Source organism: Hyalangium minutum, from assembly GCF_000737315.1.
Classification (GTDB): Bacteria; Myxococcota; Myxococcia; order Myxococcales; family Myxococcaceae; genus Hyalangium; species Hyalangium minutum.
Genome location: NZ_JMCB01000022.1, coordinates 37,519 through 52,224, shown reverse-complemented (window position 1 = coordinate 52,224; position 14,706 = coordinate 37,519). Strand labels below are relative to the sequence as shown.

Genomic DNA, 14,706 nt, shown 5'->3' with positions numbered 1-14,706 from the left:
GATATAGGTTCTGGGATAAGCAGCACTCCCCACGGTTCGTCCCAGAGGCTCCGCCTGCAATCCATCGCCAACGATAAGGTGTTCCAGGAGCGCTACGAGGTGCTCTCCAAGCTGGGCGAGGGAGGCTTCAGCCAGGTCTTCAAGGCGCGCCAGCGGGCCACCGGTCAGGAGGTGGCCGTCAAAATCCTCCAGCCACTGCATGCGGCGGACGAGGGGCTCATTGCCCGCTTTCAGCGCGAGATGCGGCTGTGCGCCCGGCTCTATCACCCGCACATCGTCCGGCTCATCGACTCCGGGCGGACAGCGACCGGGCGGCTCTACACCGTCTTCGAGTATGTGCCCGGCCGAACGTTAGGAGACGTGCTTGCGACGGAGGGGGCGCTGCCGCCATGGGAGGCCGCGCATCTCATGTTGCAGGTGCTGGACGCGCTGGGGTGCGCGCACAAGCTGGGCATCGTCCACCGGGACCTGAAGCCGCAGAACATCATGCTCACCAGCACGGGCCTGCGGCGCAATGCCATGGTGCTCGACTTCGGACTGGGCACGCTCTCCGACGAGGACCGGCGCGAGGAGCTGTCACGCATCACCCGGACGCGGGACACGCTGGGCACGCCCGCTTACGCCGCGCCCGAGCAACTCCGGGGTGAGCCGGTAACGGCGCGTACGGACCTCTACGCGTGGGGCCTCATCTTCGTGGAGTGTCTCACGGGCAGGCGGGTGGTGGAGGGCTCCCGGCTGCAGGACCTCATCTTCAAGCAGCTGGGCCCGGAGCCCGTCGTCCTGCCCGAGTGGCTCTCCAGTCATCGCCTCGGCCGGCTGCTGCGGCGCGCCACGGAGAAGAACCCCCAGGCACGGGACGTCACCGCGCAGGGCCTGCTGCTGGAGCTGGAGTCGTGCGCGACGCAGGGGTGGCCCTCGGCGGAGACGCCCATGTCCCCGGTCCTGGTGGAGCAGCCCCTGGCCTCCGCCGAGGATGAGCGCCGGCACCTCACGGCTGTCTGCTGCAGCCTGCGGCTGGTGGGCGGGAGCGCGGCCACCGCGAAGGCCGAGGAGCTGGACGCGCTGCTATGGAAGCAGCACGCCGCCTGGGTCGAGCTGGCCCGCAAGCGGGAGGGCTGGCTGGGCAGCGTCTGGGGAGAGCGGGTGCTGCTGTACTTCGGCTATCCCAAGGCGCACGAGGACGACGCCCAGCGCGCGGCCTTCACGGCCCTGGAGCTGATGGCGCAGATGGAGAAGCGCGGTGCGGAGCTGGCACGTGCCCACGGACTGAAGGCCGAGGTCCGCGTCGGCATCCACACCGGTCCCGTCCTCAGTCGCGAGCTGCGAGGGCAGGGCCTCTCGGGGCTGCCCGTGCTGGTGGGCCACACGCCCGGAGTGGCGGAGCGGCTGGAGGCGCTCGCTCAGCCCGGAGAGTTGCTCGTCAGTGAGGCCACCGCCCAGGTGCTGCGCGAGGGCTTTGTCCTCGAACCTTCGGGAGAGCACCGTGTGGGCGTGGGGGCGAACTCCATGCCGGTGTTCCGCCTCCGAGGCCGGCAGCGTGCCTCCACGGCGGGCCTGGAGCGGACACCCGTGAATCCGCTGCTCGGCCGCACCCTGGAACTGGAGCTGCTGGTGCAGCGCTGGAGGCAGGTGCAGGCCGGCACGGGGCAGGGCATCCTGATCCGAGGCGAGCCCGGCATCGGCAAGTCCCGCCTGGCGCAGGAACTCGTGCTGCAAGCGCGCCACACGCCGCACACCTTCCTGGAGTGCCGCTGCACCTCCGAGGGGCGCGACAGCCCCTTGCGGCCCGTGGTGGATCTGCTGGAGCGGTTGCTGGGGCTGAGCCAGGACTCGACCTCGGAGCAGGCCACCGCCGCGATCGAGGCGCTGCTCTCCCAGTACGGCTTCGAGACCGCCGAGTTCCTCCCGCTGTTCGCCGCGCTCCTCGCCGTTCCGGGTGCCTCGGTCCACCATCCGGTGCAGGCCATGTCCGCGCGGCGCCAGCAGGAGCAGACCGTGCAGGCGCTGCTGGACCTGTTCTTCGAGATGGCCCAGCGGCAGCCCGTGCTGATGGTGGTGGAGGACGTGCACTGGGCTGATCCGGTCACCTTGGATCTGCTGGCGCAGCTGGTGAAGGAGGCCTCCGGCGCGCGGCTGTGCGCGGTGCTCACCGCGCGCCCCGAGTTCACTCCGCCCTGGCCCACGGCCCAGGTGCTCCAGGTGCAGCTCGGGCCCCTGGAGCGGTGAGCTACTTCACGCTGAAGCGCGCGCCGAACGGCGTGGTGCCCTCGGTGCGTTTCACCCCGTGGTGGGGGTTGGCGGCCAGATGCTCGAGCACCTTGAACACCGTCTCCACCTCGTCCGTGGCGCCCATGGCGGCGGCCAGCTCCTCCGCCGTGCCCGGAGTACCCTTGGTCCCGCGAAGGTGCGAGAGCAGCTTGCGCTGAATCTCCAGCACGGAGCCGGCTGCCTTCTTCCCGGCCTCGACGCCCGGCTGGTGGTAGGCGTTGATGTTGACCAGCGAGGCGTAGAACCCGACGGCGCGCTCGTACAGCGCGATGAGGGCACCCAGCGTGCGCGCGCTCACGTCCGGCACGGTGAGGGTGATGGACTCGCGGCCCTTCTCGAAGAGGGCCCTCCGGGTGCCGAGCAGGAAGCCCAGCAGGTAGTCCCCGCTGGTGGCGTTCTCCTCCACGGGCAGGGAGGCACCCTCGCGGTCCTTGAGCACCTCGATGAAGGTGACGAAGAAGTTGTGCACCCCCTCGCGCAGCTGCTGCACGTAGGCGTGCTGATCCGTGGAGCCCTTGTTGCCGTAGACGGCGATGCCCTGGTTCACCACCTTGCCGTCCAGCGCCTTCTCCTTGCCCAGCGACTCCATCACCAGCTGCTGGAGGTAGCGGGACATCAACAGCAGCCGGTCCTTGTACGGCAGGATGACCATGTCCTGGGTGCCGCGGCCCTTACCGGCGTGGTACCACATGAGCGCCAGCAGCGCGGCCGGGTTGCGGAGCACGTCCCGCTGGCGCGTCTCGCGGTCCATGTCCCGAGCGCCCGACAGCATCCCATCGATGTCGAGCCCCTGCAGCCGTGCGGGCAGCATGCCCACGGCGGACATGACGGAGGTGCGCCCGCCAACCCAGTCCCACATGGGGAAGGCGCGCAGCCAACCGTTCTTCTTGGCGTACTGGTCGAGCTCACTGTGCTCGCCGGTGATGGCCACGGCGTGGGCGCCGAAGGTGAGGCCGCGGGCCTGGTACGCGCGCTCGGCCTCCAGCATGCCGTTGCGCGTCTCCTTGGTGCCGCCGGACTTGCTGACCACGAGGGTGAGCGTCTCCGGCAGCTTGTCGCCCACCTGCGCCAGCACGCGGTCCATGCCATCTGGATCCGTGTTGTCGAAGAAGAAGACGCGCATCTTGTCCGAGGGGCCACCCAGCGCGTCCGCGACGAGCTGAGGCCCCAGCGCCGAGCCGCCGATGCCAATGACGAGCAACTGCGTGAAGCGCTCGGCCGTTTGCGGGGCAATGCGGCCCTCGTGGAGCTCCTCCGCGAACCAGTGCACGTCCGCGAGCGTGTCCCGGATGGCGCGGCCAATGCCGGCCTCCGGGGACATCTCCGGGGCGCGCAGCCAGTAGTGGCCCACGCGGCGGTTCTCGTCCGGGTTGGCGATGGCGCCCTTCTCCAGGGCCTCCATGGCGGCGAAGGCCGCCTGCAGGGGCCCGCTCATCTGATCCAGGAAGCCGTCAGCGAAGTTCATCCTGGAGATATCGAGCGTGAAACCCACCGTCGGGCAGATGCAGAGGTACTTCTTGTACCGCTCCCACAGCTCACGCTGACTCATGACTCCCTCACCGGCCATTGGATTTCCCTGGGAGTCCTTAGCGCCTCACGTTCATCGGGAAAAGCGAGGAGAACGTTCCTAACCTAAGAGGTAGGTGTTAAGCCCGACATTGAACACATATGCCCCTGGGCGGGAGGCGGTCAGTTTTTGGCGGCCTTGGCGGCGGCGGCGACCTGTTCGAGGCGGGCATCCAGCTCGGTTCGAGGGAGCCACTGGCCGCGCACCATGACGCCCACGAGGGCCCGGGTGAGCTTCACGTCCTGGAGCGGGTTGGTATTGAGCAGCAGCAGGTCCGCGCGCTGGCCGGGAGCGACCGAGCCCCACTGGTCGCTCTCGCCGAAGTACGCGGAGGCGTTGCGCGTGGCGGCCTGGAGCACGGTGAGGGGGGGCAGACCGGCGGCCGTCATCGCCTCCATCTCCTGGTGGAGGGCGAAGCCGGGCACCATGAAGAGCTGGGGCGAGTCCGAGCCCACCAGCAGTGGCGTCCCGGCCGCGTGCAGGCCTTGGACCACCTGGCGGCGCAGCTCGAGGAACCGGTGCTTGCCGGACACGGGGGCCTGAGAGAGCGGGCCGGTGAGCAGCTCCTTCGTCCACGCATCCACGGCGGTGGAGGGCACGTAGCGCAGCTCCCGCGAGGAGCGCAGCTCGGGGACGGCGCCGTCGCTGGCGACAATCTCGAAGAGGGCGAGGGTGGGGGAGTTGAAGATGCCCGCCTTCTTCGTGGCCTCGGCGAGCGTGGGGATACGGGCCGGGCTCATCTTCGCGAGGGCCGCGCCGAACTCCACCTGTTCCACGGGCGTCGTGTCTCCGGGAGGCAGCAGCGCGGCGAGGTAGCCATCGAGGTGCTCGATCTGCTGTCCCGACTCGAGCGCATGCAGGAGGCCGACCTCCTGAGTGACATGGCCGCTGACGCGCAGGCCCTGGGCCTTGGCCTCGGCGACCATGGCATCGTACGTCTCGCGGCTGAGGCCGCCGTGGGTCTTGAGCAAGTCATAGCCCGCGGCCTTCTGCTCGCGCACCCGCTGCCGGGCTTGCTCTGGGCTCTGCACGGACTTGCCGTGGAAGGAGGGCCCCGCCACCCGGAGCGTGGGGCCGGACACCTCGCCGCGAGCCACGCGGTCCCTCAGGGCCAGGCCACTCGGAGGGGCCACCAGGGCGCGCGCGGTGGTGATGCCATTGGCGAGGAGCAGGCTGAGCTGTTGTCCCGCAGGGTCCGTGGGTGCGCCCTCACCGGGCATCAAGTGGATGTGCATGTCCACCAGTCCGGGCATGAGGTAGCGGCCGCGCCCGTCGAGCTGAGTGGCACCCGCGGGGACGGGGGTGGAGGCCTTGGGACCCATGGCCTCGATGCGATCGCCGCGCACCACCACGGTCTGGTCCTCGAGCACCCGATCGGAGTCGAGCGGGAGGACGGAGACGCCCACGAAGGCAACCACCGGAGTGCCCGCAGCGGCAGGAGGAGCCCCGGGGGCGGGCTGAGGGGGCTGAGCCGTCTGCGCGGTCGCGCACCCAGCGAGCCAGAGCCCCAGCGCGAGCCAACCCCACGAGCCTCTCCCGGAATGCGACGTCATGTGCAGTGCCCTCCCAGCGCCGTTGGCGGCGCGGCGCGCCCAACAGGGGAGGGAGTCTGCCTCTTCCCGGGAGGAAAGGCGGAGACGTTCAGGCCGGAAGCGTCGACGGAGGCGGCGGCACGCGCTCCTCCTCGGGGGGCTTCCACGCGGGGTTTCGGAAGACGCGGGCGAGCCGGATGCGCAGGGGCTCGGGGCGCTTCAAGTCCTTCGCGATGGCGGCGTACTCATGGGCGGCGATGCGGAAGGGATTGTAGGTGTGGATGTTCGTGGTCAGCCCATAGACGGGGCGCTCCACCTCGGGGGCGAAGGTGCCGAACAGCCGGTCCCAGATGATGAGGATGCCGCCGTGGTTCTTGTCGAGGTACTGCGTGTTGGAGGCGTGGTGCACGCGGTGGTGCGAGGGCGTGTTGAGCACCCACTCCAGGGGCCCGAGCTTCCCGATGGACTCGGTGTGAATCCAATACTGGTAGAGCAGGCTGATGGACTGCATGGCGACGATATACGCGGGGTTGAACCCGAGCAGCGCCAGCGGGGCCCAGAAGGGCACACCGGTGATGGGCGTGGTCCACGGCTGCCGCAGGGCGGTGGACAGGTTGTAGTGCTGGCTCGAGTGGTGGACCACGTGGCCGGCCCAGAGGAAGCGGCACTCGTGATGGACGCGGTGGAACCAGTAGTAGCAGAGGTCATCGCCCAGGAAGAGCAGCACCCAGACCCAGGGCCCCGAGCCCATGCGCAGCGGCGTGAGCTGGTAGAGCGCGATGTAGAAGGCGAAGGCGATGCCCTTCCACACGAGGCCGATGATGAGGTTGCCGAGCCCCATGGAGAGGCTGGCGGCGGTGTCCTTGAGCGTGTGTCCCCGGACGTCGCGCCTCTCGTCCCGCATCCGCTTCACCACGAACCCCTCGATGATGAGCGAGAGGATGAAGAAGGGGATGGCGGGGGTGATGAGGTCGGGCATGTGGGTGGTATCCATGGGAGACCTCGTTAGGCTTTCTTGAGGAGGCGGGGCCGGCCTCGGGCAAAGCTGCGGTGGACGAAGCGGGTGAGGACCTTGAGCATCCGCTGGATGGCGGGATGGTCCGGCCGGGCGACGCGGGCGATGGCGCCTCCCTGCACGGCGTCAATGACGAGCTCGATGACGGCCTCGAACTCATGATGCGAGGCGGCCTCGGGGAACAGCTCGCGCGCCACGCGCACCAGGTTGTCGCGGTGGGGGCCCTCCATGGCGGCCAAGGCGGCTTGCAGCTCTGGGTCGGTGCGCGCGGCCACGTAGAGCTCGATGGCGGCCTGCAGCTCCGGACGCTGGAAGACCACCCAGAGCATCTGGATGGCGGCGCTGATCCGATCCCGGCCGCTCGGCAGGCCCCCGAGCCCGGTGAGGTAGTCCTGGATGAGCCGGGGAAAGAGGTGCTCGACGGACGCACACAGCAGATCAGCCTTGGTGTCGAAGTGCGTGAAGATGGCACCCTGGGAGACGCCGGCCCGCTTGGCCACCTCGACGGTGGTCAGCTGGGCGTAGCCCTGCTCCACCAGCACGGTGATGGTGGCATCGAGCAGGCGGCGGCGAGTCTCCTCGCGCCGCTGCTCCTGCGTCCTGCGAGGAGGACGGGCCGTGTTCCCCTGGCGAGCCTTCCGCTGTGCCATGCCTCCCCTTGTAACAGAGGACTTAAAAAGTGACCAGTCAGTCACTCATGAGGCGGGTGCGGGGCGAAGCAGCCGAGGGGGCAGGGGCTCGGCGTGCAGGCGATGCACTGGACAGGCTGTGAGGGGAAAATCGTCACGGAATTTCGCGCGCGGATCTCTCCGTTGAGAGGCGGCCCCAACCATGATCATTCCCACCCTGCTGGTTCTTGCGTCGGTTCCGGTGGTCTCCCCCAACACCGTGGTGGACATGCCTGAAGTGGGTGTCCCGTTTGCCTGTGGCCGCATCTATACGGTGAGCCAAGGTCACGACACGGGGAGTCACAAGTACAACGATACGTACGCTTGGGATTTTCGCATGCCCGAGGGCACGCCCATCGTTGCGGCTCGCGACGGGATGGTGCGCATGGCGCGCGGCGATAGCACCGAGGGCGGCTGTGACGAGAAGTTCGCGCCCAAGGCCAACTATGTCGTCCTCTCTCACGGCGATGGACTGGAGACGCAGTACCTCCACTTCAGCGCGGTGGTGGTGAAGCCCGGCGAGCGCGTGAAGCAGGGCCAGCTGCTCGGCTTCTCGGGTGCGACGGGCTGGTCGTGCGGTCCGCACCTGCACTTCAAGGTGGCGACGGAGACGGGCCGGGGCTGGAACAACCCCTCCGTGCCGGCGCGCATCGTGGGCTACGGTGATCCGGTGCGCGACACGCGCATCGCGGCGCCGGTGTGCCGCGATTCGCAAGACAGCCTGATGGCGGCGCAGCAGCCGTCGCGCGCGGGCGAGGCGATGGTGTCGCTGTCACCGGCCGCGGATGAGGCCCAGAAGTCTCCGAGCAGCATCCCGCCCGGAGCGAAGGCTGTTCTCGACGGCTTCTCCGAGCCTCCCGCTCTGGGCGGCGAGGGCCTCCGTAAACCGCGTCCGGCCAGCCCGGTGAACAGCTCGGCCAGCGCCCGAGAGACTCGCTGAGGCGAGCAGCGCGCCGCCGGCCGCGAGCAGCAGGAAGAGCGCGCCCGCGTTGACGAAGTACTCCATCGTCAACAGCGGGCCCTCGAGGTACGCGCGGACGACGCGGTAGCCCACGTGCCCCAGCAGTGCGAAGAGGGGCAGGTTGATGAGCGGCAGCACCAGCCACCTTGCCACGCGCCACCAGGTCGACACCGCCTCCGCGACAGCCGTGGTGGCGGTGTAGCGCCACGTGCTGGAGCGGACGGACTGAAGCTCCACGAGGAGCGTGTCCGTGTCAGGGATGCCGAGAGTTTCCGGAGGCAGCCCGCTCGTGTGAGCGACGGTGCGTGCCTCGGTGAGCGCGGCGCGTGCGGCGGACTCCACGGCGAGATCATCCTCGAAGGGCTCCACGACGGCGACCTCGGCGGCGCGTGCGCGAGTCTTGTCGCGCACCACGTCGAGCGCGGTGGAGGCGGCCGCGACCGCCAGTCCCACAGGGAGGCTGCGGCGGGCGAGCAGCGTCGCCGCGCCCATGCCTCCAGCACCCCAGAACGAGAGGCGCAGCCCCCACGCCGCGGGCCCCCAGAATCGGCCCGCCGCCTGCCTGCGGACCTCTGAGGCGAGGTGCCCGTGAGCCAGCTCCAAGCGTGAGTCGAAGTCCTTGCGGAGTCCCTCACTGGTCCGGCTGATGCCTGCTTCCAGAGCAGTCCGGGTGCGAGCCAGCAGGCCTTCGGTCTCCTGGAGCGCGGTGTCTACGCGGGTGGCCAGCTCTTCCAGCGCACCCAGCGCATTGCCCCGGCGCACGCGAGCGGCCACCGCCTGAGAGGCGAGCTCGCGCAGGTGGAAGAGGAAGGCGCCGAACTCGCCCGAGGGGTCCTTGCCCTCGCGAGCGGCGCGGGCGCTGATGGCGAAGGTGGGGATGGATTCCTGAGGCAGGCCGAACTGCTCCGAGGCGAGCTTGCGAGCCTGGGCCTTGAGGGACTCGCGAGAGTCGGCGGACAGCTCATCCGCGAAGTTGATGAGGAATACGAGGGCGCGGCGGCGGGCGAACTCGGCGAGGAACTCCACCTGGGTGGCCTCGGCCACACTGCCGCGGTGCATGACGACGAGGGCCACATCCGCCAACTCGAGTGCGGCGCGAGCCACCTCGCGGTGAGTGGTGGCGACGCTGTTGAGGTCCGGCGTGTCGATGAAGATCTGCCCGCCCCAGACTCCGTGGGGCGTGGCGGTGTAGCGCGTCACGCTGGCGCCCACGCGAGAGAGCGCATCCAAGTCCGCGCCAGCGGGAGCAAAGACGGTGGCGGTGGTGCTGGTGGGGCGGTTCTCGCCCTCGCGAGCCAGGTGCTGCCCAGCGAGGGCATTGAGCAGGGTGGACTTGCCCGCGCCAGTGGCGCCCACGAGGGCGACAGAGAGGGGCGCATCTTTCTGAGCAACGCCTCGGGCGTAGTCCTGACGCAGCCGCTCCAGGCGTGCGGCGTGAGGCTGGAGCGCCGGCAGCGCGAGGGCTGCGGAGATCAGGGGCTGAAGATCCTCGGGGTCAGGCAGTTTCGTCTCGTCCACGCACCCAGAGCCTCACCGAGACGCAAGCGCGAGGCCAGCCTCGAATGCACGGAGGGTCTGTCAGCGTGCACTGCCCGCTTCAGGGCCGAGCGAACTCAAGGCCGGCGGAGAGAAGGCCCTTTTCCGCGCACGGCGCTCCAGATGGCGATCACATGTACGATCCCTGCTTCAGGATCATGCACGTAGTAGACGTGATAGCGCGACGCCGGGAGCATCAATCTTCGGAGTCCTGGGAGCCCTTGGGCAGAATAGCGGCGCCCGACACCAGGAGCGTCAGCCAGTAAGCCCAGTGCGGCTGTTAACTCATTGGCGAAGAGATCCGGGGCCGCAAGACGGTTCTCGCGCCACCAGCTATCAATCACCAGCGCCTGTTCGTCTGCCTCAGGTTGGACGACGACATGTGCCTTCATTTCCGGGAACGGAGCTTCTGAATCAGCTCCTCGGCAGGCCGTCCCTTGCCAGCCTTCACGCTCTCCCACCCCTTGGAAAGAGCTGAGTGAAGGTCCGCACGCTCGGCCTCATCAAGGTCGTCTCCCGGGTCCACGATGGCCAACTCGAGGACGGTACCCTCTGGGAACTCCACAGGCTCCTCGACGACCAACCGACCTTGGGTGACTCGGGCCTTGAGTGCGTTCATGCTCTCTATTTTAAGGCCACTCAATCGAACCGCCAACGGCTGCCCCGGCACGAGGTGAACATTCCTCGCGCCGGAGCCGGGCCGGAGCTACTTCCAGGTATCGTTGAGCGTCGCGGTGCCTGTCGAGGGAGTGGTGTAGACGCGGTTGGCGCCGCTCTCCCAGATGACGTTCCCGCTGCCGTCCTTCTTGATGTACTTGTACTCGAAGGCCGTCGAGCCGGGCAGGCTCACCGCCACGCTCCACGTCGGGTAGTTGGCCGGCGACAGCTGGATGGCCGAGCCCGTGCTCCAGCTCCCGAGCGCCGCGATGCTGCCGACGACGTAGATGTTCTGGCCCATCGCGGTGCTGGCCGTCTCATTGAAGGTGACGGTGGCGCCGGTAGAGCTCGTCGTGACGCTCAGGGCGGCGCTGGCAGCCGAGAGGTTGCCCACGGTGTCCCGCGCCTTCACGGTGTAGCTATAGGCCGTGCCCGCCGTGAGGCCGGTATCGGTGTAGCTGGTCGAGGTGGGCGAGCCCACCAGCGTGCCTCCGCGATACACGTTGTAGCCCGCGATGCCGCTGGGGTCGGTCACCGCGTTCCAGGTGAGCGAGACGGCGGTGGACGTCGTGGATGACACCGCCAGACCGGTGGGGGCAGCAGGCGAGGACACATCCGTGGACGGAGCGCCCGCGGTGAGGGTGCCCGCATTGAAGGTCTGGATGCCGGCGGGGATGAAGTAGTTCAGGCCGCCGTTGTTGTCCCAGGTGCCGCTGCCGTTGTTGAAGTCGCACTCGAGCTGCGTGGCGGAGCCCAGGCTCACCGTGTACTTGGCATAACCGGCGACCTCTGCATCCGGCATGAGCACACCGGGAGCGGTCGTCCACGTGCCGCCTGCGGGGCGGTAGTGGATGTACGGGGTGGTGAAGCCCTTCTTGTAATAGACGGTGACAGAGCTGCCCGAGCTGGTGGTGACGCTCAGCGCTGTGCTGGCTGCCGACGTGTTGCCTGCGGCATCCCGGGCCTTCACGGTGTAGCTGTACGTGGTGCTCGAGGCCAGCCCGTTGTCCGTGAAGCTGGTGGAGGTGCTCGTGCCCACCTGCGTGCTGCCGCGGAAGATGAGGTAGCCCGTCACGCCGAAGTCATCCGTGGAGGCCGTCCACGAGAGCGTCACGGAGTTGGGAGTCTTCGACGGCGAGGCGAGGTTGGAAGGAGCGGAGGGGGCCGTCGTATCGACCACAGGGGCGCCCGAGGTGATGGTGCCCGCGTTGAAGGTGGAGGTGCCGGTGGCGAAGAAGTAGTTGGAGCCGTTGTTGCTGTCCCAGGTGCCGCTGCCGTTGTTGAAGTCCGCCTCGAGCTGCGTGGCTGCGCCCAGGTTCACGGTGTATTTCGCGTAGCCCGCGACCTCCGAGTCCGGCATGGCGACGCCGGGCGCAGTCGTCCACGTGCCACCCGCCGGGCGGTAGTGGAGGTACGGTGTGGTGAAGCCCTTCTTGTAATACACGGTGCTGGCGTTACCGGCGCCGGTGGTGACGCTCACGGCCGAGCTGGCCGCCGAGAGGTTCCCCGCCGCATCTGCCGCCTTCACGGTGTAGCTGTACGGGGTGCTCGGAGACAGGCTGCTGTCCGTGTAGCTCGTTGCAGTCGGGGCGGCGATCTGCGTCCCATTCCGATACACGTAGTAGCCCGCAACGCCGTAGTTGTCGGTGGCGGCCGTCCAGCTCAGCGTGGCCGAGGAGCTCGTCACGCCCGCGGCCGCCAGCCCCGTGGGTGCGGAGGGCGCGGTGGTGTCCGGCGCCTGGGTGGTGACGTTCAGGGTTGCGCTGGCTGCGGAGAGATTGCCCGCAGCATCGCGCGCCTTCACGGTGTAGCTGTACGCGGTGCTCGCGGTGAGCCCGCTGTCGGTGTAGCTGGTGGAGGTGCTCGTGCCGGCCTGCGTACCGCCGCGGAACACGGTGTAGCCCGTGACGCCCACGTTGTCCGAGGCTGCGTTCCACGTGAGCTTCACGGAGCGATCCGTCACGGTGGCTGCCGCCAGCCCAGTGGGCGCGGAGGGCACAGTGGTGTCCACGACGAGGAACGGGTGGGTGCCCTGGACGGTGCCGTTGATGTCTTCGACGTACTTGCCGCCCGTGAGGGTGTACGTGCCCGCGCCGACGTAGACGGACTGGATCTCGCTGCGGGTGACATTGCCCCGCGTGTCGGTGGCCTCGATGTAGTAGTCGATGAGCTGGTCGCGGTAGTTGCCGAGGTACGTGTAGTAGAGGTCACCGATCTCCTGCGCGGGCACCTTCGCCATGACGGGCAGGTAGGCGGGCTGCCAGGAGACGCCGTTGATCACCGGCTTCAGGTCGCGCTTGTTCATCGGGTAGTCCACCCAGGCGCTCACGCGGGTGGTGTCGATGTTGGGCACGCCAGCGGCCTTGCGCGCGGCTGGGTCATACACCTTGTGGGTGTTGTCGAGTGGGTCGATGCTCTTGTTGGCGTGCGTGCGGATGCGGACCTTGATGTTGTACAGGCCGCTCACGTCATAGGCGTAGGTGTAGATGGCGAAGGTGTTGTTGAAGTGGTGGAGCGTCCAGCCCTCGGATTTGTCGGTGTTGGCGCTGCCGGGGTTGTAGGGCCAGCGCTGCGGCCACCACACGGACGGGCCGGTGCGGTCCTGGGTGACGCGGTCCTGCACATACGGCTTGGCGAAGTAGAGCGACTGGTTGAAGGACAGCGTGGGCTTGACGTTGTCGTCCTGGTTCTCGTCGTAGTAGCCGAAGCCCGAGTCCATGGCGGGCAGCAGGAAGTACCAGGCGAGCTCGGCGGGGTTGGCACCGCCGGCCCAATCGCTGCTGGGGTTGCCCTTGACGGGGAAGGACATCATCCACGGGTTGAGCTGGTTGCCCGGGTGGGTGATCTGGTTGTCCACGGTGGTGGTGGGCTGCCAGTGGTTGGGGTGGTCATCCAGCCAGATCTGCTCGGCGGTCTTGGCGTAGTTGAGGGCGGCCTGGAGCAGAGCGAAGTTGCGCTCCAGGTAGTGCCACCCGTGCTCGAAGGAGACAGTCATCCCCTCCTGGACGCCGCTGAGGTTCGTCTTCGGAGCGAGGTTCAGGCCCGTGGCCGAGTTGAACGCGGGGAACTGGCCCTTCCAGATGCCGAACGGCAGCTTCCAGTGGTGCCACTGCGGATCCGACGAGGAGTCGCGCGTATCCACCCACGAGCCATCCTGCACGTGGACGACATCCGTGGTGGCCGGCGTGTTGCTGACGAGGTACTCGCTGATGCCCAGGCACTGCACGCCCGCAGTGCAGGTGACGCTGCGGCCGTTGTACCAGGTGGAATCCGAGCCCGCGCGGCCGCCCGAGTTGTCGCCGTCATGGGCGATGACGAAGAACTGCTTCTGCGGCACCAGACCCTCGAAGTTCTGGAGACCCACCACACCCACGGTGACCTGGCCCTCCCAGCCTTCTTCCCACGAGCCGTTCTGGTTCACGGGGATGCCCACCACGCGCGACTCGGTGCCGGTGGCCGGGTCCACGTAGCGCACCCAGTGCGGCGTGGAGGCAAACGGGTACTTGTTGCGGATGGTCTGCTGCTCATGCGCCATCTGCAGGCTGACCCAACTTCCCACGTTGCTGGTGTTCTGAAGATCCGCGCGGTTGGGCGGAGACACGAGCGTGTCCGAGCCCGGATCATTCAAGAACGGGTAGTCCTTGAGGGTGCGCGAGAAGTGGTTGTCACCGATGACGGACCACTGGATGCCGAGCTTCGCCAGCGTGGGGATGATGCGCTCGGAGAAGCCCAGCTCGGTGGGGAAGAAGCCCTTGGACGAGCGGAAATCACTGCCCAGGAAGTACGGCTGCGCCAGGGTGGCGCTCTGGTAGATGAGGTCCTTGAGGAAGTAGTCCGGGCCCACCAGCGGACCCATGGAGTGGTGGCCGGTGAAGTGGATGAGGTCCAGCGTCCGGTTGCCCGCGGGCGTGCGCAGCGTGTTGTACTTGTCCCTCCACGAGGTGCCCCACGAGGTGTTGTTGTAACCCGGCACGTTCTGCAGCGTGGTGAGATCCTGCACGTTGTTCACCACGGCGCCGGACATGGTCACGTGGACCTGCCCGGTGTTCGCGTTGGAGCTCATGTCCGACGCGACGGCCGGAGGCCAGTACAGGTACGCGCCCGTCTTCGCGTTGTGCGAGTAGTAGGTGACGAGGTCATCGTGCGGCATGGGCGCGCCCGATGGCAGGAAGTAGGTGTAGTTCGAGGGCGGGCTCTGCTTCAGGTTGATGACCTGGCCGTCATACGCGTAGCGGATGGGACTCCCGACGGGCGTCGCGGCGTACCGCGTCACGTCGTAGTACGGCCAGAAGTTGGGCATGTGGTTGTGGTAGACGTGCGCGGCGGCAATCGCCCCCTGGGCGGTCTGCGCCTGCAGCACGAGCACAACCAAGAGCGGTGCTAGCAGTTGTTTTACTCGCATCATTCATCCTTCCTTGTTCGGGGGATGGCTGGACATACAACGGATTGGGAAGGAGTCTCGGGGCTAGAGGATTCTTGGGGTTTTCCAGGGGTGAGTTGAA

The 14,706-nt window shown here is 68.0% G+C and carries 9 protein-coding genes and 1 pseudogene; 2 read left to right on the top strand and 8 right to left on the bottom strand.

Going from position 1 to position 14,706, the window contains the following annotated elements:
* Positions 1-78: 78 nt before the first annotated feature.
* Positions 79-2,226 (top strand): TOMM system kinase/cyclase fusion protein, encoded by a 2,148-nt coding sequence (locus tag DB31_RS37915; RefSeq protein ID WP_052420569.1) that lies wholly within the window; start codon positions 79-81, stop codon positions 2,224-2,226.
* Between the two features lies 1 nt (position 2,227).
* Here the strand turns inward: DB31_RS37915 and DB31_RS37910 are convergent, their stop codons facing one another.
* The 4 genes from DB31_RS37910 to DB31_RS37895 all read right to left on the bottom strand — a co-directional run bounded on the left by DB31_RS37910 (position 2,228) and on the right by DB31_RS37895 (position 7,032).
* Positions 2,228-3,817, bottom strand: a complete 1,590-nt coding sequence (locus DB31_RS37910; protein ID WP_044197646.1) for a glucose-6-phosphate isomerase — start codon at positions 3,815-3,817, stop codon at positions 2,228-2,230.
* Positions 3,818-3,957: 140 nt separating this feature from the next.
* Positions 3,958-5,388, bottom strand: coding sequence for an amidohydrolase family protein (locus DB31_RS37905; RefSeq protein WP_052420568.1), 1,431 nt, complete (start codon positions 5,386-5,388; stop codon positions 3,958-3,960).
* A gap of 88 nt (positions 5,389-5,476) precedes the next feature.
* Positions 5,477-6,361, bottom strand: a complete 885-nt coding sequence (locus tag DB31_RS37900) for a sterol desaturase family protein (protein ID WP_044197427.1) — start codon at positions 6,359-6,361, stop codon at positions 5,477-5,479.
* Between the two features lie 11 nt (positions 6,362-6,372).
* A complete protein-coding gene (locus tag DB31_RS37895; protein WP_044197425.1) occupies positions 6,373-7,032 on the bottom strand; it encodes a TetR/AcrR family transcriptional regulator in 660 nt (219 codons plus the stop codon).
* Between the two features lie 181 nt (positions 7,033-7,213).
* Between DB31_RS37895 and DB31_RS51390 the strand changes: the two are divergent.
* Positions 7,214-7,645, top strand: a pseudogene (locus tag DB31_RS51390) (M23 family metallopeptidase); the annotation flags it as partial.
* Between the two features lie 177 nt (positions 7,646-7,822).
* On the opposite strand, the gene DB31_RS37890 reads toward DB31_RS51390, so the two are convergent.
* From DB31_RS37890 to DB31_RS37880, 4 genes are all read right to left on the bottom strand, one after another.
* Positions 7,823-9,529 (bottom strand): GTPase, encoded by a 1,707-nt coding sequence (locus tag DB31_RS37890; RefSeq protein WP_044197423.1) that lies wholly within the window; start codon positions 9,527-9,529, stop codon positions 7,823-7,825.
* A gap of 95 nt (positions 9,530-9,624) precedes the next feature.
* Positions 9,625-9,939: a type II toxin-antitoxin system RelE/ParE family toxin gene (locus DB31_RS51725; RefSeq protein ID WP_075306426.1), complete on the bottom strand. Its 315-nt coding sequence runs from the start codon at positions 9,937-9,939 to the stop codon at positions 9,625-9,627.
* Positions 9,936-10,166, bottom strand: coding sequence for a hypothetical protein (locus tag DB31_RS37885; protein WP_157232368.1), 231 nt, complete (start codon positions 10,164-10,166; stop codon positions 9,936-9,938). Before DB31_RS37885 ends, DB31_RS51725 begins: the two co-directional genes overlap by 4 nt.
* An 87-nt stretch (positions 10,167-10,253) precedes the next feature.
* Entirely contained in the window at positions 10,254-14,609 is a 4,356-nt protein-coding gene (locus tag DB31_RS37880) for a carbohydrate binding domain-containing protein (RefSeq protein ID WP_044197417.1), read from the bottom strand.
* Positions 14,610-14,706: the final 97 nt, after the last annotated feature.